Below are 22498 nucleotides of genomic sequence, written 5' to 3'. Positions count from 1 at the left end.
ACCTTGTGCCCCCCCGACCCGGACCAACCGAACATCGATCGGGCTATTAGTAATAGCCATCTCGCCTTAAAGGCAACTTTTGTGATCTATATCACATTGACAGCACGGACCCATCCGTTTCGACCCACAGATTCCCGGCTCCGGGCCGGTCCAGGGCTCCGCCCGCAGGCCCTGACGCTGGGTCAGGAAATGCCGCGGAAGAAAGTGCGGATATCGTCCGCGAGCAGCTCGGTCTCCTCCATTGCGGGGAAGTGGCCACCCTCGGTGAACTCGCTCCAGTGGCCGATCGCCTTCCACGGGTCCAGCGCGCGGCGGATGAGCGGGTGGGTGTCGAACACGGCCCAGCCGGACGGCACGTCGGAGGCCATGACAAAGTCGAGTTCGGAGTGCTCGCCCTCGTAGTAGAACTGCGCGCTCGACGCGCCGCTGCGGGTGAACCAGTACAGGCTGATGTTCGTGAGGAGCTGGTCGCGGTCGACCGACTCGTCCGGCGTCCGGGAGTCGCCACCGGCCCTGGTCTTGAACTTCTCGGCGATCCACGCGAGCTGACCGACGGGCGAGTCGGTGAGCGCCACGCCGATCGTGTCGGGACGGTGGTTCTGCATCTCGAGATACCCGCGATCGGCAGCATCCTCGGTGCGCAGTGCCGCGAGCTGGGCGATCTCGTCATCGGACAGACCGTCGGGGAGTGGGAACTTGTCGCCGACCAACCCGAGATATCGAGGGTCGGCGCCGATATGCGTGCCGATGACGCGCTCCGGGTAGCGCGCCGCGAGGAGGCCGGTGATGCCCGAGCCGATGTCGGTGCCGTGGGCCGCGAACCTCTCGTAACCCAGACGCGTCATGATCTCGGCAAAGGCCTCCGCTGTCCGCGCCAGCTCCCAGCCGGTCTCCGACAGTGGGGTGGAGAACCCGAAGCCGGGCGGTGACGGGATGACCACATGGAACTCGACGGTCAGCAGCGGGATGAGTCGCTGGTACTCGACGAACGAACCCGGCCAGCCGTGGTTCAGGATCAGCGGGGTGGCCTGCGGGTTCGCCGATCGCGCGTGGACGAGGTGGAACGTCTGGCCGTCGACGACCGTCGTGAACTGTTCGTGCTCATTGAGTTTCGCCTCCTGCGCACGCCAGTCGAACCCGTCGCGCCAGTACTCGGCGAGCTCCTTCAGATACACCAGCGGGATGCCCCGGCTGAAGTCGGTGCGATCGTCTCGGCCCGGCACGGGGACCGGCCAGCGCGTATGTGTCAGCCGGTTGCGAAGGTCGTCGACCTCGGCCTGCGGGATGTCGATGCGGAAGGGTGTGAGTGCGTTGTTGTCGTTCATGACGCCCACCTTCCCGGGTAATGCGGCAGGTTAGCTTCCGCAATTGCGGGAATGATCGAGAACATGTTGGAGACCTCGGCCCGCCTGCTCGAACTGCTGTCGTTGCTCCAGCTCAAGCGGGACTGGACGAGCTCCGAGCTCGCAGGCCGACTCGATGTGAGCACCAGGACTGTGCGCGCCGACATCGGCAAACTGCGATCGCTCGGCTATCCCGTGGACGCGCGCCCCGGCGTCGCGGGCGGGTACCGGCTGGCCGCCGGGACGGCGATGCCCCCACTCCTGCTCGACGACGACGAGGCCGTCGCCGTCGCGGTCGGACTTGGCGCGGTCGCGACCCAGAGGCTCGGAGTCGAAGAGACATCGCTGACCGCGCTCGCGAAGCTGGAGCAAGTGCTGCCCTCGCGCCTGCGTCGGCGTGTCGAGGCGGTACGCGAGGCGACGAGCACCGTTCCGGGAGCTGAGCCGCCGCTCGAGCTCTCGGTTCTCGGCGCCGTCGCCGCCGCGATCCGCGGCCACGAACGGCTCCGGTTCGAATACACGAAGCACGGGGGCAGTGCAGGGGCCCGCCACACCGAACCGCAACGGCTGGTGAGCTGGGGCCCGCTGTGGTACCTGCTCGCGTGGGATCTCGACCGCGATGCCTGGCGGGTCTTTCGTGTCGACCGCATGGTCGCGCAGGCACCGACGGGTGCGCGGTTCCAGCCGCGCGTGATCCCGGAGGACAAGGTCGTCGAGTATGTCGTCGGACGGATCAGCAAGGCGGCCTGGACGTACCGCGCCCGGGTACTAGTGCATGCTCCCGCCGCCGAGGTCGCCGCGAAGATCCCCTTCCCGGTCGATATCGAGGTTGTCGACGAGTCCACGTGCCGTGTCGAGCTGGGTTCCCACGACCCGGACCGGCTCGCGCTGTGGTTGACACAGCTCGACGTCGACATCGAGGTGATCGACGGAGACGAGCTCGCGGTGGCGTTCGATCGCCTCGCGACGAGGTTCCGCCGCGCGGCCGGTGGCGCATCCACGACGTGAATCTCGGCCGTCGGTCTTTCGACACTGGCCACCGGTCCCAAATCGGCCGTGCAGAGAAGCCGGCAGCAATGATCGCCGAGATGAGCACCAGCCCCGTCGTCACTCGGGGATGAGTTCGGAGCAGGCTACCGGTGCCCGCAGCGAAGCCGTCGAGCACGGCGAAGGCGAGCATGCGCACCCGCGACCGGGTTGAACACGGTCGCGAAGACCGCGGAGATACCGGCGACCAGCCCGAAGTCGGCGACCTTGTTCGATGTGCTCGATCTGCAAGGGCAACAGCACACCGCCGCCGCCGCCGCAATACAGCGCGTACATCGCGGCATTGCCGACGAACACAAGAGGGTCCCGCCGCTCCTCGTCATCCCGGGATGTTCGCGGCCGGGATGACGAGGAGAGCTCGCCGGGTGAACGAGGGGTGTATCAGCTGATTTCCGCCGTGAGTGGGAGTACGGATACCGAGGTGCCGACGTGCAGGGTGAACGCGCCAGGTTCGACCGCCCACCCCTGGTCCGTCCAGTGTTCGAAGGAGCGCTGCGGCAATTCGATGGTGGCGGTGACGGTTTCGCCCGCCTCGGCCTCGACCACGACGAAGCCCGAGAGCCAGCGCACCGGGCGGTCGATGGCACTGCCCTGGCGGGACAGGTACGCCTGCACCACCTGGCGGCCCGAACGCTCGCCGATATTGCGGACGGTGACGGTGGCGGTGTGGCCGCTCACTGTCAGGTCCAGGAGCTCCCAGCTGGTGTAGCCGAGTCCGTGGCCGAACGGATACGCCGGGGCAATACCAAATTTCAGCCAGGCGCGGTAACCGATGTGAATGCCCTCGGTGTACGGCAGGGCGTTGTCGGCGGCGGGCTTGGTATCCAGTACCGGCACGTCGGCCATGATCTTGGGCCAGGTGGTGGGCAGGCGGCCACCGGGTTCGGTCGCGCCCGTGAGTACATCGGCGAGCGCATCGCCGAATTCCTGCCCCGGGAACCAGGCCAGCAGCACCGCGGCTACCTCGTCACGCCACGGCATCTCGACCGGCGAACCGGCATTCACCACCACGATGGTGCGCGGGTTGACCGCGGCCACCGCCGACACCAGTTCGTCCTGGCGGCCGGGCAGGAACAGATCCGTGCGGTCGTAACCCTCGGATTCGATCGCCTCGGTGGTGCCGACCACGACCACGGCGACCTCGGAGGTACGCGCCAATTCCACTGCGGCGGCGAACTCTTCGTCGGCGGAGCGGCGCGGGCGGCCGATGCCGAAGCTGAGGCCCATGGCGGGCAGGCCCTTGTCGAGGGCGGGAACCAGTTCGATGAGCACATCGACCTCTTCGCCCTCGGCGAGAGTGCGGGTGACCCAGCGCTGCGGCGGATTCAGCAACATCTCGACCGGATCGCCGCCCTCTGGGAAGACGGTCTCGCTGAGCACGGTCTCACCGTCGAGCTCCAGGCGCAGTGTGCCGACGCCCGCAAAGCCGATTCGCCACTCCCCCGCCTCATCGGCGCGCAGGCGACCACGGATCTCGAAGGACTTGGCCTGCAGGGCGAAGGGCGTGCCGAAGAGCATGAGAGTGCCCGCGGTGCGGTGCTCGGAAACCAGGACCGTCTCGCCGTCGAGGAAACGCAGGTTCACGCCCGCAGTGCCGGTCTCCGGATCGGTGACGATATCCAGCGGCACCGCGATCATGTTCTCGTTGAGGTGAACGCCCGGCGTGTACACCACCGGCAGCACCTCGCGCAGACCCTGCAGCGGCGAACTCGTATGCGACGGAACAACAGTCGAGCTACCGCCGCCACCGAGGCGCGGCTGGGCGGCGGCCGCGCCCAGCAGGGCGACCTGGGCGGGCTTGCCCAGCGGCAGCACACCGTCATTGGCGGCCAGCACCATCGCCTTGGCGGCGGCGTCACGCACCAACCGGCGCGCGGCCTCCTCGGTGAAAGCTGGTGGCTGCTGCGGAGTTCCGTTGAGCGCGCCCACGCGCTGCGCGAATCGCAGTATGCGCCGAACCTTGTCGTCGATGGCGGCCTCGGGCACCGCGCCCGCGCGCACGGCCTCGACCAGCGGCGCGGACCAGAGTTCCCACGGGCCGGGCATGGCCACGTCGGTGCCCTTGGCGGCACCCTCGGTGGAGCGCACGGCGGTCCAGTCCGAGACCACCACGCCGTCGAAGCCCCATTCACCCTTCAAAGGCTCATCCAGCAGCGGGCTTTCGGTCATGGTGACGCCATTGAGCGAGTTGTAGGCGTTCATGATCATCCACGCGCCCGCCTCCACCGACCGTTCGAACGGGTACAGGTACAGCTCGCGCAGGGTGCGATCATCGACGATCGCGTCGGCGGTGAAGCGCTCGGTCTCGGAGTCGTTGGCCACGTAATGCTTCGGGCACGCGCTGACGCCGTGATCCTGCACGCCGGCCACATAGGCCACAGCCATCTCACCGGTGAGCATCGGATCCTCGGAGAAGCATTCGAAATGCCGCCCGCCGAGCGGGCTTCGGTGCAGATTGATGGTCGGGCCGAGCACCGCGTACACATTCTTGCGGCGCGCTTCGGCGACGATGAGCCCGCCGATCTCGGCCAGCAGATCGCGATCCCAGGTGGCGGCCAGCGCCGAGCCGGACGGCAGGCTGATCGAGGGGTCGCGCTCGTCCCAGGTCTCCCCGCGCACACCGGAGGGGCCGTCGGAAACGGGCATCTCGGCCAGGCCGATACTCTCGTCGCCCGCGAAGCGGAAGACATTGGATCCGGAGATGAGCCGGATCTTGGCCTCCAGGTCCAGCTTGTCCAGGAGGTCTTCGATGTCGTCGGTCATGCCGGTTCCGTCCAGAAGTTCACCAGATCGGCCGCTACCTGCGCGGGGACATCCTCGTTCGGCACATGTCCGACACCCGGGTACACCGCGGTCCTGGCCCGCAACTGTCGAGCGAAATTCTCATGGACCTCGGGGTCCCACAGGTCGTTCGTGTCGCCGTAGGCGACGAGCAGCGGCACTCCGGCATCGCGCAGCGCGGCGGGATCGGCCAGCGGCGGGGTCCCCATACACTTCAGAATGCCGAGGATGTTCGCCTTCTTGGTCTGCACGAGGCGGTTGTGCAGGAACTCGGCACGCTCCGGCGATGGCGTCTGGCCCGCGGCCGCCATGGCATCGCTCATCTGCTGCCACAGGAATTCCTGACCAGCGGTTTCCACCACCTGCGCCACCACCTGCGGCGGCGGGAATTTGATGTCCTCGACCGAGGAAGGGCCCGAAGCCAGCAGCGTGAGGCTGCGGAATCGTGCGGGCGTCTCGACCACGGCGACACGGGAGACATAGCCACCGAAGGAGTGCCCGACCAGGTGCACTGGCGCGTCCGGCGACACCTGATCGACGACATCGTGCAGGTCACCGCCGAAATCGGCCATGGCGTAGCCGGAGATATCGTCGGGCCCCTCGGACTGCCACTGGCCGCGCTGGTCGTAGGCGACCGCGCGATACCCGGCTGCCGCGAGCAGCGGGAGCATGAATTCGAAATCATCCTTGGAGCCGGTGAAGCCCGGAACCAGCACCACGGTGCCGAGGTTCGGCGTACCGGGGGGCGGGGTGACCTCCCATCCGGCGAGCGCACCCGCGCCACCCCGCAGCGTGATCGATTCGATCGGCGCCTCAGTGCTCCGAGTCATCGGCGGTCCTTCCATCCCACGTCCCTGTATGGCGGACACGAGTGTGCCAGGTTCCCGAGTGGTCACTCGGTAACGTGATCTATTCGTTACCTTCCGGTTTGCGGGTCCCGCCGTTCGGACTACTGTCGCTCCTCATGACGCCGCATCCCCAACGCCGGAGACGGGGCGACGACCGCCGCGAACAGATCATCGACCAGGCGCTCCACAGCTTCGCCGCGAACGGCTATCACAACTCATCGATCGCCGAGATCGCCACGCGCTGCGGACTCTCCCAGACCGGCCTGCTGCACTACTTCCCGAACAAGGCGGCCCTACTCGCCGCGGTCCTGGACTACCGTGATCGCCTCGACTACGACCGCCTCGGCATGAATCGGCAACTGCGCGGCAAAGACGCCCTGCAACAACTGGTCCGCCTGGTCGAGCACAACATGCACGTCCCCGGCCTGGTCCAGCTCTTCACCGTCGTCACCAGCGAAGCAGTCACCAGCGACCACCCCGCCCGCGCCTGGGTGGTCAATCGCTACCGAATCCTGGAAACCTATCTGGCCGAGGCCCTCGCCGGCGGCATCACCGACGGAACCTTCCGCCCTGACATAGACGCCCCCGCCGTCGCCCGCCAGATCTCAGCCATGATGGACGGCCTGCAACTGCAATGGCTCCTCGACCCCGAGCGCGTCGACATGGCAAACCTCTTCCGCACCTACATCGACGACCTGACCATCCAACTCTCGGCCTGATCCTGTTGCCCCACAGCGTGATCCACTACCGAGAGGGCGCGGTCCGGGTGCGGCCGGCCGGAAGCGGTTCCGGGCGTCACTCGGGGGTGAGTCGGAGCAAGCTGCCGGTGCCCGCGGCGGTGACGAACAGCGCTGGGCCGGGGGCGAGGCAGACATTGGTCGGCATGCTGCGTGGCGGGAGGGGGTGCTGGGTCAGGGGGATGCCCTCGGGGGTGAGGACGTCGATGCGGTCGCCGGTGGTGGTGGCGATCCACAGGCGGCCCATGGGGTCGATGGCGAGTCCGTCCGGGTGCGCAGTCGGGAGGGTGGCGAGGATTCGGCCGGGTCCGAGGGCACCGGCGACGAGGGGGTAGGCGGTGACGTGGGCGTGCGCTGTTTCGGTGACGTACAGGGTGTGGCGGCCGGGGCTGAAGCCGATGCCGTTGACGAAGATCGGGCCTTGCGCCATCAGCTCGGGTCGGCCGGTATCGATGTCGATGGCCCAGACCTGGCCGGGTGAGGTGGTCTCCGGGTGCCGGAAGTCGGCGTCGGCGCGGGAATCGGTGACCCACAGTCGGCCGTCGGGTCCGAAGACCAGATCGTTCGGTGATTCCAGGCCACGGAACGCGTAGTCGATATGGCCGTCGCGGATGACCTGGATGCCCGGTGCGGCGGTGCTGCGGGCGGCGAAGCGACCGCCGTTCTGCGCGACGTACAGTGCGCCGTCGGCGCCGACGGCGAGGCCGTTGGGGCCGCCGCCGGTGCGGTGCTCGGCGGCGACGGTGCCGTCGGGGTCCAGGATCAGGACACTGCCCCGGCTCATCGAGACCAGCGCGATCCGGCCGTCCGGGAGGACGGCCGGGCCTTCGACGAATCCGAGTCCGTCGGCCACGACCTCGACGCGCAGCGGGCCGTCGCCGAATCGTCCTGTCATCGGGGCAGACTCAGCACGCGACGGGCGATGATGTCGAGCTGGATCTCGATCGTGCCGCCGCCGAAGAGGATGGCGGGCAGACCGAGGAAGTCGAAGGTGTAGGGCTGTTCGGGGTGGCCGACGGCGGCGCGGGGGCCCAGGACCGAGACCAGCGCGCGAGAGGCGTCGCGCTGGGCGATGGCATGCCAGACCTTGCGGACGCTGTTACCGGAGCTGTTGCCGACGGGGGTGCCGTTCATCCTGGTCACGGCATTGCGCAGATTGAGCGCGGCGACCGAGAGCTCGAGCGCGGCGTTGCGGCCGAGCACGCGCACCGCGTCGTCGCGGGTGCCCGCGTGATCGCCGGATTCCAGGAGGCGGCGCACCAGGGCGCTGGAGCCGTGGCCGAAGGTGGCCGAGCCCATGGCGAGTCGTTCGTTGGACAGGGTGGTGACCGCGATCCGCCAACCGTCACCGGGGTTCGCGACCACCTGACTGTCGGGCACGAAGACCTCGTCGAGGAAGACCTCGTTGAATTCCCAGATTCCGGTGACCTGCCGCAGCGGGCGGACGTCGACACCGTCGGCATCCATCGGAATCAGGAAGTACGTCAGGCCGGCGTGTTTGGGCACGGTGGCATCGGTGCGGGCCAGGCAGACGGCCCAGTCCGCTTCCACGGCTTGGGAATTCCATACCTTCTGCCCGGTGATCACCCACCCGCCGTCCACCTTGCGTGCGGCGGTGGACAGCCCGGCCAGGTCGGAGCCCGCGCCGGGCTCGGAGAACAGCTGACACCAGATGATCTTGCCGAGCAGGGTGTCGGTGACGAACCGCGCGCGCTGCTCGTCGTCACCGTGTTCGATCAGGGTGGGCAGCACCCAGCCGCCGATGCCGAGTTCGGGCTGGGTCAGGTCGCGGCGCGCGAATTCCTCGGCGATCACGGCCTGTTCGGCCGGACCGGCGCCGAGTCCGTACGGCGGTGGGTAGTGCGGGGCGACCAAGCCGTCGGCGGCCAGCCGAGCCCGCCGAGACGCACCTCGCGCGGGAGCCCAACCCGCCGTGGGGATTTCGTCGTCGGGCAGCGCGAGAACCTCGTCCAGCACGGCGCCGACGGTGGCGCGCAACGCCGGCAACGTCTCGGCGGTGACGAACGCGAAGTCACGATCGGCGCGCAAGCACCGCTCCCCCAGCTCGCGGGCCGCCGCGTCCTCGCCGCCGACCCCGGCGGCCAGTGCGATCGCGCGTCGCCAGTACAGGTGGGCGTCGTGTTCCCAGGTGAATCCGATGCCACCGAGCATGCTGACGCAGTCCACCGCCTGATCGATGGCGGCGGGCAGCGCGGTCAGCGCGGCGCTCGCCGCGGCGAGGAATCGCTGCTCGGCCGGTTGGCTCTCGGCGCGGGCCGCGTCCCAGGTCACCGCGCTCGCCACCTCGGCCCGGACCAGCATGAGTGCCGTCTTGTGCTGGACCGCTTGGAAACTGCCGATCGGACGGCCGAATTGGTTGCGGACACGGATGTAGTCGACGGTGGTGTCCAGGCACCAGCGGCAGATTCCGGTCGCTTCCGCCGCGGCCAGCGTGGTCGTCCACAACTGTGCGGGTGCGGCGTCGATGCCGTCGAGCACCCGCGCCGGATCCACCCGATAGGCGTCGAAAGCGGCGCGCCCGACCGATCGGGTCAGGTCGACGGCTTCGGCGATGGTCAGCCGAACCGCGGGAACCTCACTGCCGGGAACGGAAGGATCGGCAGGGTCGAACCAGAACCACAGGCTCACTTCTGGATCGCCGTCGATGGCGGCGCGCACCACCACTCGCTGGGCGCCGGGCAGCCCGAGTGCCGGCTCGGAAGTCCCAGACACGACCCAGCCGTCGCCGTCGCGGGTGGCCAGCAGGTCAGGGCCGGTGGCAACCGATCCGGTCATGCCCGCGCCGAAGGCTGTCAGTAGTGCCTGGGCGTCTGTTGCCGCCATGGCGAGTGCGCTCGCGGTCACTGTCGGCAGGTACGGGCCGGGAAACAGGGCTGTGCTCAGTTGCTCGACGGCGACCGCGAGTGTGGCCAGTCCGCATTCGTCGCCGCCGTAGGCCGCGGGCAGGTGCAGCGCGTGTAGGCCCTGCTCGCACAGTGCCGTCCACACCTCGGTGGGCATAGTCCCGGCTGCGTAGTCGGACAGGTGCTCGCGCGTCTGCGAGAGCGGGGCGATCTTGCGCGCGAACGCGGCGACCGATTCCGCCAGTGCCTGCTGGTCTGCGTCTACGGCTAGGGACATCTGGAACTCCTTTCGAGTGCGACCGGAAGGTCACGACCGCGGCAGGTCCTGCCACTCGCTCGACAGCCGGGCCGACCACACCGGTGTGCGGTGGTCGAGCCGGGCGCGCATTCCCTCCGTGGCATCGGGGCTACCCATCACCCGCAGGTGCAGATCGGTTTCGAGGTCGGCGACGCGGGTGGGGTCGTAGCCGTGGATCGCGGTGTCCCACAGCAGTCTCTTGCTCAATGCCGCCGACATCGGTGCGACATTGGTGGCCATGTCGGTGGCCATCGCGAGGGCGGCGGGGAGTACGTCGGCGGCGGGCAGGCTGCGGGCCGCGAGGCCGAGCCGGACCGCCTCAGCGCCGTCGAAAGTGCGGCCCGACAACAGGATGTCGGCCGCGACCGAAAGTCCCGCCACCTTGGCCACGGTCCAGTGCGCCATCGCGTCGGGCACGACGCCGAGGCGCACCTGCGGAATGGCGTAGCGGGCGTCGTCGGCGACCAGGCGGACATCGGCCTGCATCGCCAGGGTCAGCCCGATGCCGACCGCGTGCCCGTTCACCGCGGCGATCACCGGTTTTCGCAGGGCGAAGGCAGGCGGGTCGACCGGGGACGCGGAAAAGGCCGTGCGGTCGGGCTGGTCGAAGGTCGTCGCGCCGCCACCCAGATCCGCTCCGGCGCAGAAGGCCGGGGCGGTGCCGGTCAGGACGATGACCCGGACCGTGTCGTCGGCATCCAGAGCGCGGTAGGCCCTGCCGAGGGCACGACCCATCGCGGCGGTGAAAGCATTACGGCGCTGCGGCCGGTTCAAGGTCACCACCGCGACACCGTCGGCGATGTCGATCTCCACCTCGCTCATGCGACCTGCAATTCGGTGACCAGGTCCCGGATGTGCGCGTCGGCGACGGGGTAACCCGGGAAATAGCAGCAGATCCGCTCGGCGACCGCACCGAATCTCGCCACGATCTCGGCGGCGCACTCCTCGGGCGTGCCATAGACGGCAAGGGTCCGCAGCATCCGGTGATCGATCAGCTCGGTCATGGCGGTGACCTCGCCGCGCTTGGACAGCGCGTTCAGTGCGGGCTGGAGCTCACCCCAGCCCTCGACATCGAGGACCGGCCGGTAGGCGGGCGTCGACCCGTAGAAGGCGAGCAGCCGACGAACACCGACGGCGGCGGCCTCGAGTTCGCCTGCGGTCCGGCCCATCGCGACGATCACCTGCGGATAGATCGCCAGGTCCGCGGCATCGCGGCCCGCACGTGTGAGACCTTCCTCGATCGCGGGCAGGGTGCGCTCGGCGAAATGGCGGGAACTGTTGAACGGCATGACCAGCAGCCCGTCGGCCACCTCGGCGGCGGTTCTGGTCATGATCGGGCCGAGCGCGCCGAGGCAGATCTCCGGCACCCCATAGGGATTGGGGCCGGGATCGAAGGTAGGCGGCATCAGGGTGTGCCGGGTGAATTCGCCCTCGAAGCGCAACGGGGTGCCATGCTGCCAGGAGCCGAGGATGGCCTTGACCGCCAGGACGACCTCGCGCATCCGCGCCGCGGGCCGCGACCACTCGCCGCCGTACCGCTTGTCGATGTGCGCGCGGGTCTGCGACCCCAGGCCGAGCCGGAACCGGCCGCGACTGAGCAGCTGCAGGTCGTAGGCGGTGTGCGCCAGGTGCATCGGGCTGCGCGGGAGGGCGATGGCGACATTGGTCATCAGGTCGACGGGTTCGGCACCGGTCGCCGCCAGGGTCAGCGGGAGGAAGACATCGTGGGGGCCTTCGAACGTGAACAGACCGTCGGCGCCGCACGCGATCAATTCGGCTGCCCGCGAGACGGCTTCGTCGGGACGACCGTTGAGCTGGAGATCGACCTTCATCGATCCGCCGTGAACTGCGGAAGCACTGCGATCATAATTACATAGTAGCATGTAACGTTATCGAACCGGTGCCGTGAGTCACACTTCCTCACGGGGGTCAGCCCGCGGTCACGAGCGCGTACAGCGCGTCGGCCATCCTCGACACGAACCGCTCAGCCTCTTCGCCGCCCCGCGAGAGCGCGTGGAATGTCGTTGTCCCCGCGAGTATTTCGAAGACCAGTTCAGCATCGGCGCCGGGTGCGATCCGGCCGTCGTCGACCGCTCCCGCGAGCAACTCGGCGAACGCCTTGCGCACCGGCGCCCCGATCGCCAGCAACCGCCGCCGCGCCTCCTCGGTCTGCGAATCCGCCAGCAGGCCGGGCACTCCGGCGCGCGCGGCGGGACTGTCCGCGCGCGCGAGGAAGATGCGCACCCAGGTCGCCAGGTCGGCGCGCAGGTCGCCGGTCGGCTCGGGCGGCGCGTACGCGCCCGGACCGTGAATGGCCTCCTCCAGCAAAGCTTGCCGAGTCGGCCAGCGCCGGTAGATCGCCGGCGAGTTCACCCCGGCGCGCTTGGCGATCGCCACGACCGTGGTCTGCGGGTAGCCCACCTCGGCCAGCAACTGCCGGGCCGCGATGAGCACGGCGAGGTCTTTGTCGGCGTCACGCGGCCGACCGGGGCGCGGCGAGGTCTCCGAAGTCACCATTACATACTAAACTGTAACGTTATTCGGAGCCGCCGCGACCCGTGACCACACCTAATCCTCGGCCAGCAACTGCTCGATCCGCTGAGCGCAGAACGCGGTCACATCGATCTCCGGCGGCAGCTGTAGCCGGTGCGCCATCCGCAGCAGCGGGATGCTGAGCAGGACGGCCGCCAGAATCTCGTTGTAGCGCAGGTTGCGCACCTTCATCCCACTGCGCTCCTCGTACCGCGCGATGGTCTCCTCCCGGGTCGGCGTGCCCGGAAGTCGTTCGGTGTCCTGGAATTCCGAACACGCCCAGTCCAGGAACAGCATCCAGGCGAGGTCGGCTTCGTGGTCGCCGATGTAGGCGATCTCCCAGTCGAGCACGCCGGTGACCCGGAATTCGGTGTCGTAGAGGATGTTCGACATGCGGGCGTCGCCCCAGCACAGCGTCACGTGCTCGGGTTCGTACAGATTGGCGCGCAGCCAGTCCACGGCCCGGCGCAGCGCGGGCGGCTGGGTGGTGGACGCCCAGCCGAGCGCGGCGTCGACATAGCCGATCATCTGCTCGAGCGGCGCGGTCCCGAATTGCGGAAACGACAGGAAGTCCAGATTCAGGGCGCGCCAGTCGAGCTGGTGGATATCGGCGATGGTGTCGACGCAGCCCCACCACATCGTCGCCCGATCGGCGGGCTCGGCGTCGAAGTACAGCCCGGCCGAATGATAGGACGGCAGGTCACCGGGGGCGCTGCCCTCGATCCGGTCCATCACGAAGTATGGACTGCCGAGGGCGTCGGTGCCACGATCCAGCCAGCGGACGACGGGAACCGGCAGGCCGGTATCGGCGAGCCGACGCATGACCAGCACCTGTCGCAGCAGGTCGTAGTCGGGAAACAACGCCACCTCGGGCGGGCGGCGCAGCACCAGCGACACCGGCTCGGCGTCGTCGCGTTCGAGGTCGAACAGGAAGGTCTCGGTCGCCAGCCCGCGCGGGCTGGCCGACCAGTTCGACACCCGGGCGGAGTCCGCGCCGGGAAATCCGTCGCGCAGCACGGGGACGACGGCGGTGGGCAGATCTGCTGCCGTGGGTCGAGCGGTCATCAGTAGCCCTCGTATCCGTAACGGGCGTTGCGACCCATGAACACCATCTCCACCAGGCCGTAGCCGACTTTGCCGTCGCTGCTCTCGACCTTGCAGAACGTCTCGGTGAGCATGCTGACCTGCCGCAGTTCCTCGGTGTCGTCGAGATCGACGGTGAAGCCGTCGCTGTAGGACTCGCCCTTCCAGATGCCAGAGGCATAGCCGCGGTACATGTCGTAGCCGGCCAGACCGGGCCAGAAGTCGTGCAGCGCGGTCACCGTGAAGGTGCGGACGCTGCCGTCGGCGGCGTTCGTGGTGAACGCGCCCTCGGTGACGATCCGGAAGTCGTCACGGAACTTCAGGTCGTGGGTCACGCTGACGATCGGCACGGTCGGCGCCTGTGCCTCGATGGGCTGCTGGATGGAGCCTTCGAAGTGCCAGCGCTGCCCGTCGGCGGTCTCGCGCTGGGCGAAGTGCACCAGCTCGTCGTCGAACTGGAAGATGCCCATGAAGTACAGGACGCCGTCCGGAATCTCCGAGGGCTGCAGGCCGGCGCCCTCGCCGAGGCTGCCGCCGCCACCGCCGTGCCTGGTGCCCCACGAGTGGTCGCGACCGAACCACCAGGTGCTCGGATCGATCTCGATGCGTTCGCCGTCGACCTCGAGCCAGCCGGAGATCTCACCGTTCTGGTAGTAGCGTCGCGCGTCCTCGCGGACCCGGCCGCGGGTGCGGAAGAAGGCGGGTTCCTGCTCGTAGGCGGGGAACTGGCCGGCGAAGTTCAGTTCGAGGCGCAGCCCGTGAGCGTTGTCGCCGAGGCTCGCGCGCACGCCGCGCAGCGGCTCGGTGATCTCGTAGCGGTAGGGGCCGACCTGCCAGGCACCCAGGTCGTCGTACTTGCCGCTGATCTCCCGCGACAGGCGCGCCACGTGCGCCTTGCCGTCGATGGTGACCATCGCGTAGGCGTCCATGACATTGCGGTTGGGATAGCGCGCCATGCCGGTCATGACGCTGACCCTGCCGGTGGTGTCGAAGCCGTAGAGCACGATGCGCTCGGTCCAGCGCAGATCGCTCTGGACGACGTGGTCGAACGTGGTCGGCAATTGGTGGCAGAGCAGTTCGTCCTGAGGAGTCAGCATGGCGTTTCCTTCGCGAGTAAGGGTGGAACAGGTTTCAAGTTAGCCCAATTCGAATACACCATGACGCGTTTTTAAAAAGATCCGATCTCGGCTAGGCTCTGCCGACATCGAAGGAGGAGTGATCGGTGACCGAACAGAGCGAGGTCCGGCAGGGTCCCGGCCGTCCACGTGACCCGCAGCTGGACGAACAGGTGCTGCGCGCCACCCAGGAACTGCTGGTGGAACAGGGTTTTCAGGCCACGACGATCCAGGGCGTCGCGCGCCGGGCAGGCGTGGTCGCCACCTCGATCTACCGGCGGTGGCCCAACAAGATCCACCTCGTCGAGGACGCGATCTTCGCGCTCGACACCGGCGTGGTCCCGCAGCCCACCGGTGACATCGGCGCGGATCTGCTCGCGTGGACCCGGCTGTTCTTCGCCGCCGCCACCCACCCCGCGGCCCGCTCCGGCATCCCCGGCCTGCTCTCGGCGTACCACGACGACGAGCAGAGCTATCGGCGGCTGCGCGAACGCGGCGAGGGCCTGGCGCGGGTCGCGCTGCGCGCCACCATCGACGCGGCGATCGAGTCCGGCCAGGTCTCCCCCACCTGCGATCCCGACCTGCTCTTCGAATTCCTGCGCGGCGCAACGCTGCTGCGCGCCCTCACCCGCGGCGACGAGGACGGCGAACACTTCTGCCGCCAGACCGCCGCGGCCTTGGTCACCCTGGCCGTCCACCACGAAAGTACGAGATGAGAACTCCCTATCGCCGCCTGCTCGCCGCCGCCGCGGCCGTGCTGCTGGTTCCCGCTGCGATCGGCATCGCACAGCCCGACTCATCGGGGATCGTCCTGGAGAATCGCGAGATCGCCGATACCGCCGTCGCCCGCGCGAGCTGCGCGGGCGACGCGCTCCCGGAACCCGGCCTGCAGGGCGACGTGCCCGCTGCCGACCGCGACAGCGGCCGCAGCACACAGGGCTACCGATGCAACATCAGCCGCATCGGCGGCTACGCGGGTCGCGGCGCCGGGATCACCTCGACGCAGTTCGACCACTGCGTCTACCTGGGCAGCTTCTTCCCCGGCAACCTGCTCGGTCCCGCGCAGGGCGTGCAGGTGATCGACGTCGCCGATCCGGCGAACCCGGTGCTCACCGCCACGCTCACCGAGCCGGCCATGCTGGCGGGGACCTGGGAGAGCCTCAAGGTCAATGCTGCGCGAAAGCTGCTGGTCGGCACCGGCGTTCCCGCGTTCACCGGCGCCGGGCTGATCTCGGTCTACGACATCTCCGACTGCGCGCACCCGCGCCTGCTCAACCCGGGCCCCGGCACCGACCTGAGCCTGCCGGTGCAGATCACGGCGCACGAAGGCGGCTTCTCCCCCGACGGCCGCACCTATTGGGCATCGGGCGTCATCCCCGGCATCGTCAGCGCCGTCGATCTGACCGATCCGGCCGACCCCCGCGTGATCTGGCAGGGCATGCCGGGCCAGTCCATGCACGGCATGGGCCTGCGCGCCGACGGCAACCGTCTGTATCTGGCGAACAATATGGGCGGACTGACCATCCTGGACACCTCCGCGGTGCAGCGACGTGATCCCGACCCGCAGGTACCGATCATCGCCCAGCTGACCTGGACCGACGGCTGGGCGACCCAGCAGAACGTCCCCGTCACCTACAACGGCGTGCCGTACCTGTTCAGCGCCGACGAGGCGGGCTCCGGCGGTGTCAAACTCATCGACATCTCCGACGACACCCACCCGCGCGTGGTGAACACGATCAAGCTGGAGATCAATCTGGCGCAGCACCGCGACAGCGCGATGGCCTCCAGCATGGGCGGCTCACTGTTCGCCTACGACGCCCACTACTGCTCCGCCGATCGTCCGGTGAATCCCACCGCGCTCGCGTGCGGCTGGATCTCCTCCGGTATCCGGGTGTTCGATGTGCGCGATCCGTTCCAGGTGCGCGAGATCGCCTACTACAACCCGCCCGCGCGCACCGGCCAGAACAGCGAGCTGTGGAACTCCCCGCACGCCCTCGCCTCGATCATCGGTATCCCGCTGCTCAGCGCGCCCTCGGTCATGCAGGCCGTCGAGTCGGGCGCCTTCGATCCCGAGCAGGCGACCAGCTCGCGCACCGGCGACGTGGCCTTCGGCGACCTCTCCACCGACTGGTGCTTCTCCGCTCCCGAATGGCGTGGCAATCAGCTGTGGGCCACCTGCGCCGACAACGGCCTGCTCACCCTGGAGTTGTCGCCCGAGGTGTACACCCCGCCCGCCGACCAGCACTCGACGGTCGGCTCATGAGTCGACGGGTGCTGCTGGGCGCCGCGGCCGCCGTGTCGATCCTGCTCCTGCTGGTGCTCGGCGCGGCCCTGCGACCGGCCGTGGTGCCCGAGACCGCTACGGCCGCACCGGCATTGACGCCCACCGAGATCGGCTTCGTGCAGGACATGATCGGCCACCATCAGCAGGCGCTGATGATGGTCGATCGGCTCGCCGCCGACGTCGACCCCACTGTGCGGCAACTGGCCGACCAGATCGCCGATGCCCAGCGCCTGGAGATCGGCATGATGCTCGGCTGGCTCCGGTTGGCCGGGACGACCCCGACCAACCCGCACCCGATGTCATGGATGCCTACCGGTCATCAGCACACCGCGTCGGCGACGATGCCCGGCATGGCCACCCGGGCCGACCTCGACGCCCTCGCCCTGGCTCACGGCGGTGAAGCGGAAACGATGTTCCTGCGCCTGATGTATCGCCACCACCAGGGCGGCGTCGCCATGGCCCAGACATTCGACGAGCTGTCCACCGGCGGCCCGGTCGAACAGGCGGCCCGCGACATGATCAGCACACAGAGTCAGGAGTCCGGGCTGATCGGTCTGCTGCTCAGCCGGCGCGGCGCCGCAGCCACCGGCTGAGTCAGCCGAGCTCGGGGATGCGCGGGGACGGTGGCGCGCAGCGCCGGTCCGGCCGCGGCCGAGCACCCGCGCTCACGGATGCCTGACCATGTCGCGGATCGCGCCGCGGACTTCGCCCACCGCCGGGACCGCAGCGAACTCGACCGACTCATGCCAGAAGTCGGACAGCCGGGCGGCGGTGCGGCCGGTCGGGTTGCCGTCGAGCGACAACGCCAGCCCGACCTGCTCGACCGCGTGTTCGGGCTCGCCGAGCATCAACTGCAGGCGAGCCGAGGAGATCGCGGCCATCGCCGGTGTCAGGAATTCCCGCGGCAACGGTGGATGGACCTCGCCGAAGGCGATCCGGGCCAGGTCGGGCCGGGTGGCGATGAGCTGCCGGTAGCTGTGCCCGAGTAGCCGCGACTGCCGGCCCGGCCCCGGCCAGTCCCGGCGCGGGCCGAGGAGCATGCCGATGGTGGCCGCGGTGAGGCTGCGGTCGGCGGGGCGATCAGCGGCCGCGGTCTCCGCGGCTTCGCCACGGCATTCCGCGGCGACGACGATCGCGCGCTGGAACGCGGCCTGTTCACCAAGAATGCCGTGCGCGTACGCCTCCAGTTCGGCCAGCGCCAGCCGCAGCGGCGGCGTCGCCGTGCGGCGCGCCAGATACTGGGCGAGCTGGGCGACCTCCAGCGCCTCCGCCGGGCTGCCACTGTCGAGGAGCTGCCAGGTCGACTCGGTGAGGATCGCGGCCGTCAGCACCGTGTCACCCGCTGCGTGGGCCAGCCGCGCGGCGGCGACCGAATACCGGCGAGCCGCGGTGATGTCCTCCACGTCCCAGCTCATGGCGGCGGCGATATCGGCCAGTTCCGCACCGACCCGCAGGGCACGGCCGTGCCGGGTGGCATCCGAGAACTGCTGTAATCGGGGCAGATTCGCGGTCAGCCACGCCGTGACCGCGTGGCGCGGCGCCTGCCCGTCGCCCCACTGTCTGCCCCGCGCCCAGGTCACGAGCTGCTCGGCGGCCGCCAGTTCGGTCGTGGCGAAGGTGGGGTGATCGCCACGCACGTGCGTGCGGTGCGGCAACAGCAGCGACGACAGCTGGGTGGGCAGATCGTCGAGTTCGTCGACCGATTCGACGGCAAGCTGGTCGTGCAGTTGATCCAGCGACGTGTCCAGCGCCGACTCGTAGGCGGCCACGTGCTCGGCACGCACCGCCCGGGCCCCGGTCTCGAGCTGACCGAGATACGGCTTGGAATAGTTCGTGCGCGCGGCCATGCCCTGAAGGCTGATTCCCGCGGCCGTTCGCGCGACACGCAGCGCCGAGCCGACCTCACTCATGACTCCACCTCGCTGGCGCTCGGCTCCGTCACGAGCGAGGGCTCAGCTGTGCTTGCGGTTCGCTCGCTGCGCTCGCTCATGCGAGGTCCGCGACAGTGCGGGCCGACTCGTTCATCATTTCGAGCTTACGTCGCCGATTTCCCCCCGCGCGGGGTGTCTGCAAACAGTCTGCAAGACGGCGCGGCCCGCCTTGTCCAGCCGTTGGTCTCCCTATCGTCCGACATCGTGAGCAACAAAACTGTCTTGTCCGGTCGGCGCCCGCGCACCGGCGCGCGGGCCGCGCTGATCTCTCTCGCACTGCTCGTCGCCGCGGCGACCGGGGTGACACCGGCAGCGGCGGCGCCGTCCTATCAGCCCGCCGCCCCGCTGGAGGCCACCTATTACGCGCCCGGCCCTTGGGCAGTGGCCGAGCGAACCGGCATCGACTGCTGCACGTCGACCGGCGACAGCTACGAGATCTGGTACCCGGCCGATCTGGGCGCAGGCGGTGTCGTGCGTCCGGTGATCACCTGGGGCAACGGCACCCTGGCCCACCCGCGTGAATACGCGTATCTGCTCGCGCATCTCGCGTCGTGGGGATTCGTGGTGATCGCCGCCGACCGCACCGACACCGGCACCGGCGTGCAGATCCTCGACGCGGTGCGGTACCTGGCTCAGCAGAACAGCGACCCGGACAGCGTCTTCCACGGCAAGGTCGACACCACCACCGCGGGGGCTGTGGGGCATTCACAAGGCGGCCTCGGTGCGATCAACGCGCTCGCGCGCGGCGGCGGTGCCGTCGACACCGCGGTGACCCTCGAGATGCCGTGGTCGGCGGCCTGCGCGTCGCTGCCGACCGTCGACGGCCAGAGCGCCTGCATCGATCCCACCGCGGTGACCTCGGGCTCGGTGCTGCTGGTCAACGGTTCGGCAGACGGTGCCTCACCCTCGACGCAGCAACTCCCGCCGCAGCTGATCGGCATGCAATCGATGCAGGCGTACTACGACGCACTACCCGCAGAGCTGCCCAAGGCTCGCGCCGCGGTGGTGGGCGCCCAGCACAACGACGTCCAAGGCCAGCCGAACTGCACCAACTACAGCTGCACCGAGGGCGTCTACCGCTACCTCGGCTACGTCACCGCCTGGTTCATGGACCGGCTGCGCGGCGATCCCGATGCCCGCGCCGTGTTCCTCGCCGACACCGGCGAACTCCTGCACAACCCCCACTGGTCCGATCAAGCCAGCACCATCACCCGCTGACCTAGGAAAGGCTGCCTCTTCATGGAAGACCACATCGAGGAACTGCTCGCCAAGCTGGATCTGGACGGCAAGCTCCGGCTGATCTCCGGCGCGAGCCTGTTCCGGATGGCCGGTGACCCCGCGCTCGGACTCGCCGAGATGCCGGTCTCCGACGGACCCTCCGGTGTGCGCGGCGAGAACTGGGACGAACGCGACCCGTCGGTGAGCCTGCCCTCGGGCACCGCGATCGCCGCGACCTGGGACCCCGCCCTGCTCACCGAGATCGGCGCCCTCATCGCCGCCGAAGCCCGCCGCAAAGACGTCTACGCCGTGCTCGGCCCGACGATGAACCTGCACCGCTCCCCGCTGGGCGGCCGACATTTCGAATGCTTCTCCGAGGACCCGCTGCTCACCGCCGAGATGGCCGACGCCTACGTGCGGGCAGTGCAGGCGCACGGGGTCAGCGCGTGCCCGAAGCACTACGTGGCCAACGATTCCGAGACCGATCGCTTCACCGTCGACGTCCGCGTCGACGACCGGGCACTGCGTGAGCTCTACCTCTACCCGTTCGAACGCACCGTCGAGGCGGGCGCGTGGATGATCATGGACGCCTACAACGCCGTCAACGGCACCACCATGACCGAGAACTCCCTGCTCGACGAACCGCTCAAGGGCACATGGGGATTCGACGGGGTGGTGGTCTCGGACTGGACGGCCGTGCGCACCACCGAGAGCGCGGCGCAAGGTACCGACCTGTGCATGCCCGGCCCGCCGTACCTGTGGGGTGAACCGCTGGCCGCCGCCGTGCGCGCAGGCGAGATCGCCGAGTCGGCCGTCGACGACAAGGTGCGCCGCATCCTGCGGTTCGCCGAGCGGGTTGGCGCCCTGGACGGAACACCCCAGCCCACACCGATTTTCAGCGACGAGCAAGCCCAGGATCTGGTCCGCCGGGTCGCGGCGCAGGCCATGGTCCTGGTGCGCAACGACGGCGCACTGCCGTTGGCGCCGGAGACGACCGTCGCCCTGCTCGGCCCGTCGGCGGGCGAACCCCGCTTCCTCGGCGGTGGCAGCGCGACCGTGATCCCCGGCCACACCACCACCCCGGTGGAGGGGCTGACCGGGCGCCTACCGCTGACGTACACCGCGGGTGTTCACCTGTCCGAGGACCTGATTCCGGCCCCGCTGGTGATCATGACCGATCCGGAGACCGGCGAGCCGGGACTGTCCGCGCGGTACCTGAAGGACGACACCGTGCTCGGCACCCAGCACCGCACCACCAGCCGTCTCGTGCTGCTCGGCGAACCGCTGGCCGCGCAGTCGAACACGGTCGAGATGTGCACCCGCCTGCGGGCCGACATGGCCGGTGACTGGCAGATCGGTTTCGGCGGTGTCGGCCGCATCCGGCTCGACATCGACGGCGAGACCGTGCTGGACGAGAACGTGACGCTGGATTCCGGCGATCCGGCGGCGGCGCTGCTCAACCCGCCCCAACGTCACGTGACCCGTACGCTCGCGGTCGGCGACGAGGTCGAGGTGCGGCTCGTGACGAGCATCGAGGAGGCGATGCCCGGCCTCGGCATCATTCTCGGCGCCACCCTCGGCATCCGGCGTCCCCAGCGCGACGACGAGGAGGAATTCGCGGCCGCCGTCGAACTGGCACGCGCGGCCGAGGTGGCGGTGGTCGTGGTCGGCACCACCGAGCAGATCGAGAGCGAGGGCGTCGACCGCACCTCCCTGCGGCTGCCCGGCCGTCAGGACGAGCTCGTCGCCGCCGTCGCCGCGGTGAATCCGCGCACCGTTGTCGTCGTGAATTCCGGTGCGCCGGTGGAGATGCCGTGGCGTGACGCCGTCGCCGCGGTGCTGCTGGCCTGGTTCCCCGGCCAGGAGTTCGGCGCGGCACTGGCCGACGTGCTCACCGGCACCGCCGAACCCGGCGGCCGGCTGCCGACCACCTGGCCCAAGACCATGGCCGACGTCCCGGTCCTGAACACCACGCCGGTCGACGGTGTTCTCGACTACACCGAGGGCATCCACCTCGGCTACCGCGCGTGGCTGCGGGCGGGCACCGAACCCGCCTACCCGTTCGGCCACGGCCTCGGCTATACGACGTGGTCGACCGACGATCTCGTTATCGAGGGACGCACCGTCTCGATCACGGTCACCAACACCGGCGATCGCGAAGGCAAACAGGTCGTTCAGGTCTACCTCTCGCGCCCGGACAGTGCCGTGGATCGACCGGTCCGCTGGCTGGCCGGCTTCACCGCAGTCACCCTGGCTCCCGGCGATTCGCGGACCGTCGCGATCCCCTTGCCCGAGCGCGCCTTCCAGCATTGGGGACCCACCGGCTGGGAGAGCGAGCCGGGCGAGTTCATCGTGCGGGTAGGTACCTCGGTCGCCGATCTTCCCCACACCGCCTACATCTACTGACCCAACTGCTC

At 69.1% G+C, this 22498-nt stretch carries 18 protein-coding genes; 7 read left to right on the top strand and 11 right to left on the bottom strand.

Translation table 11 applies throughout. The features are described from left to right. Positions 1-182: 182 nt before the first annotated feature. On the bottom strand, positions 183-1325 hold the full coding sequence (locus IEY60_RS24755; protein ID WP_189032799.1) for an epoxide hydrolase family protein: 1143 nt from the start codon (positions 1323-1325) through the stop codon (positions 183-185). 63 nt (positions 1326-1388) lie between these two features. Between IEY60_RS24755 and IEY60_RS24750 the strand changes: the two genes are divergently transcribed. Then, a complete protein-coding gene (locus tag IEY60_RS24750) occupies positions 1389-2351 on the top strand; it encodes a helix-turn-helix transcriptional regulator (protein ID WP_189033266.1) in 963 nt (320 codons plus the stop codon). Positions 2352-2771: 420 nt separating this feature from the next. Here the strand turns inward: IEY60_RS24750 and IEY60_RS24745 are convergent, their stop codons facing one another. After that, entirely contained in the window at positions 2772-5153 is a 2382-nt protein-coding gene (locus tag IEY60_RS24745; RefSeq protein WP_189032797.1) for a glycoside hydrolase family 3 protein, read from the bottom strand. Further along, positions 5150-6001 carry an alpha/beta fold hydrolase gene (locus IEY60_RS24740; protein ID WP_189032795.1) on the bottom strand — a complete coding sequence of 284 codons (852 nt, stop codon included), beginning with the start codon at positions 5999-6001 and terminating at the stop codon, positions 5150-5152. The genes IEY60_RS24745 and IEY60_RS24740 overlap by 4 nt, the downstream gene beginning before the upstream one ends. 134 nt (positions 6002-6135) lie before the next feature. Here IEY60_RS24740 and IEY60_RS24735 point away from each other — a divergent pair, with 134 nt between their 5' ends. After that, a complete protein-coding gene (locus tag IEY60_RS24735) occupies positions 6136-6738 on the top strand; it encodes a TetR/AcrR family transcriptional regulator (protein ID WP_189032793.1) in 603 nt (200 codons plus the stop codon). A 76-nt stretch (positions 6739-6814) separates the two neighbouring features. On the opposite strand, the gene IEY60_RS24730 is transcribed toward IEY60_RS24735, so the two are convergent. The 7 genes from IEY60_RS24730 to IEY60_RS24700 form a co-directional block, all read right to left on the bottom strand. After that, complete coding sequence (locus IEY60_RS24730; RefSeq protein ID WP_189032791.1) at positions 6815-7651, bottom strand: SMP-30/gluconolactonase/LRE family protein; 837 nt, start codon at positions 7649-7651, stop codon at positions 6815-6817. Then, complete coding sequence (locus IEY60_RS24725) at positions 7648-9897, bottom strand: acyl-CoA dehydrogenase family protein (protein ID WP_189032789.1); 2250 nt, start codon at positions 9895-9897, stop codon at positions 7648-7650. The genes IEY60_RS24730 and IEY60_RS24725 overlap by 4 nt, the downstream gene beginning before the upstream one ends. A gap of 30 nt (positions 9898-9927) precedes the next feature. Further along, the gene (locus IEY60_RS24720) at positions 9928-10740 is read right to left on the bottom strand and encodes an enoyl-CoA hydratase/isomerase family protein (RefSeq protein ID WP_189032787.1); all 813 of its coding nucleotides are present in this window, start codon (positions 10738-10740) and stop codon (positions 9928-9930) included. After that, a complete protein-coding gene (locus IEY60_RS24715) occupies positions 10737-11750 on the bottom strand; it encodes a TIGR03617 family F420-dependent LLM class oxidoreductase (RefSeq protein ID WP_189032785.1) in 1014 nt (337 codons plus the stop codon). Before IEY60_RS24715 ends, IEY60_RS24720 begins: the two co-directional genes overlap by 4 nt. Positions 11751-11847: 97 nt before the next feature. Beyond that, a complete protein-coding gene (locus tag IEY60_RS24710; RefSeq protein WP_229740092.1) occupies positions 11848-12432 on the bottom strand; it encodes a TetR/AcrR family transcriptional regulator in 585 nt (194 codons plus the stop codon). A gap of 54 nt (positions 12433-12486) precedes the next feature. After that, positions 12487-13515: a phosphotransferase family protein gene (locus IEY60_RS24705; protein ID WP_229740091.1), complete on the bottom strand. Its 1029-nt coding sequence runs from the start codon at positions 13513-13515 to the stop codon at positions 12487-12489. Beyond that, positions 13515-14630, bottom strand: coding sequence for an Rv3169 family protein (locus IEY60_RS24700; protein ID WP_189032780.1), 1116 nt, complete (start codon positions 14628-14630; stop codon positions 13515-13517). Before IEY60_RS24700 ends, IEY60_RS24705 begins: the two co-directional genes overlap by 1 nt. Before the next feature lie 125 nt (positions 14631-14755). On the opposite strand from IEY60_RS24700, the gene IEY60_RS24695 reads away from it, so the two are divergent. Genes IEY60_RS24695 through IEY60_RS24685 form a run of 3 tightly spaced genes read left to right on the top strand, consistent with a single transcriptional unit; the run spans position 14756 to position 17525 of the window. Then, positions 14756-15364: a TetR/AcrR family transcriptional regulator gene (locus IEY60_RS24695; RefSeq protein WP_189032778.1), complete on the top strand. Its 609-nt coding sequence runs from the start codon at positions 14756-14758 to the stop codon at positions 15362-15364. Continuing rightward, positions 15361-16911 carry an LVIVD repeat-containing protein gene (locus tag IEY60_RS24690; RefSeq protein ID WP_189032776.1) on the top strand — a complete coding sequence of 517 codons (1551 nt, stop codon included), beginning with the start codon at positions 15361-15363 and terminating at the stop codon, positions 16909-16911. Before IEY60_RS24695 ends, IEY60_RS24690 begins: the two co-directional genes overlap by 4 nt. Further along, a complete protein-coding gene (locus IEY60_RS24685) occupies positions 16908-17525 on the top strand; it encodes a DUF305 domain-containing protein (protein WP_189032774.1) in 618 nt (205 codons plus the stop codon). Before IEY60_RS24690 ends, IEY60_RS24685 begins: the two co-directional genes overlap by 4 nt. A 72-nt stretch (positions 17526-17597) precedes the next feature. Here IEY60_RS24685 and IEY60_RS24680 read toward each other — a convergent pair whose 3' ends face one another. Next, positions 17598-18842, bottom strand: a complete 1245-nt coding sequence (locus tag IEY60_RS24680; protein WP_189032772.1) for a helix-turn-helix domain-containing protein — start codon at positions 18840-18842, stop codon at positions 17598-17600. A gap of 225 nt (positions 18843-19067) precedes the next feature. On the opposite strand from IEY60_RS24680, the gene IEY60_RS24675 reads away from it, so the two are divergent. Further along, positions 19068-20081, top strand: a complete 1014-nt coding sequence (locus tag IEY60_RS24675) for a poly(ethylene terephthalate) hydrolase family protein (RefSeq protein WP_189032769.1) — start codon at positions 19068-19070, stop codon at positions 20079-20081. A 21-nt stretch (positions 20082-20102) separates the two neighbouring features. Continuing rightward, positions 20103-22487, top strand: coding sequence for a beta-glucosidase family protein (locus tag IEY60_RS24670; RefSeq protein ID WP_189032767.1), 2385 nt, complete (start codon positions 20103-20105; stop codon positions 22485-22487). Positions 22488-22498: the final 11 nt, after the last annotated feature.

Source organism: Nocardia rhizosphaerihabitans, assembly GCF_014646295.1.
GTDB classification, from domain to species: domain Bacteria; phylum Actinomycetota; class Actinomycetes; order Mycobacteriales; family Mycobacteriaceae; genus Nocardia; species Nocardia rhizosphaerihabitans.
Note: the sequence above shows the minus strand (reverse complement) of the source record. Positions and strands in the feature narration are given on the sequence as shown.

Bases quoted from the DNA above. Each gene is read 5' to 3' on its own strand.
- IEY60_RS24755 (WP_189032799.1), bottom strand. From the start codon at position 1,325: ATGAACGACAACAACGCACTCACACCCTTCCGCATCGACATCCCGCAG.
- IEY60_RS24750 (WP_189033266.1), top strand. From the start codon at position 1,389: ATGTTGGAGACCTCGGCCCGCCTGCTCGAACTGCTGTCGTTGCTCCAG.
- IEY60_RS24745 (WP_189032797.1), bottom strand. From the start codon at position 5,153: ATGACCGACGACATCGAAGACCTCCTGGACAAGCTGGACCTGGAGGCC.
- IEY60_RS24740 (WP_189032795.1), bottom strand. From the start codon at position 6,001: ATGACTCGGAGCACTGAGGCGCCGATCGAATCGATCACGCTGCGGGGT.
- IEY60_RS24735 (WP_189032793.1), top strand. From the start codon at position 6,136: ATGACGCCGCATCCCCAACGCCGGAGACGGGGCGACGACCGCCGCGAA.
- IEY60_RS24730 (WP_189032791.1), bottom strand. From the start codon at position 7,651: ATGACAGGACGATTCGGCGACGGCCCGCTGCGCGTCGAGGTCGTGGCC.
- IEY60_RS24725 (WP_189032789.1), bottom strand. From the start codon at position 9,897: ATGTCCCTAGCCGTAGACGCAGACCAGCAGGCACTGGCGGAATCGGTC.
- IEY60_RS24720 (WP_189032787.1), bottom strand. From the start codon at position 10,740: ATGAGCGAGGTGGAGATCGACATCGCCGACGGTGTCGCGGTGGTGACC.
- IEY60_RS24715 (WP_189032785.1), bottom strand. From the start codon at position 11,750: ATGAAGGTCGATCTCCAGCTCAACGGTCGTCCCGACGAAGCCGTCTCG.
- IEY60_RS24705 (WP_229740091.1), bottom strand. From the start codon at position 13,515: ATGACCGCTCGACCCACGGCAGCAGATCTGCCCACCGCCGTCGTCCCC.
- IEY60_RS24700 (WP_189032780.1), bottom strand. From the start codon at position 14,630: ATGCTGACTCCTCAGGACGAACTGCTCTGCCACCAATTGCCGACCACG.
- IEY60_RS24690 (WP_189032776.1), top strand. From the start codon at position 15,361: ATGAGAACTCCCTATCGCCGCCTGCTCGCCGCCGCCGCGGCCGTGCTG.
- IEY60_RS24685 (WP_189032774.1), top strand. From the start codon at position 16,908: ATGAGTCGACGGGTGCTGCTGGGCGCCGCGGCCGCCGTGTCGATCCTG.
- IEY60_RS24680 (WP_189032772.1), bottom strand. From the start codon at position 18,842: ATGAGTGAGGTCGGCTCGGCGCTGCGTGTCGCGCGAACGGCCGCGGGA.
- IEY60_RS24670 (WP_189032767.1), top strand. From the start codon at position 20,103: ATGGAAGACCACATCGAGGAACTGCTCGCCAAGCTGGATCTGGACGGC.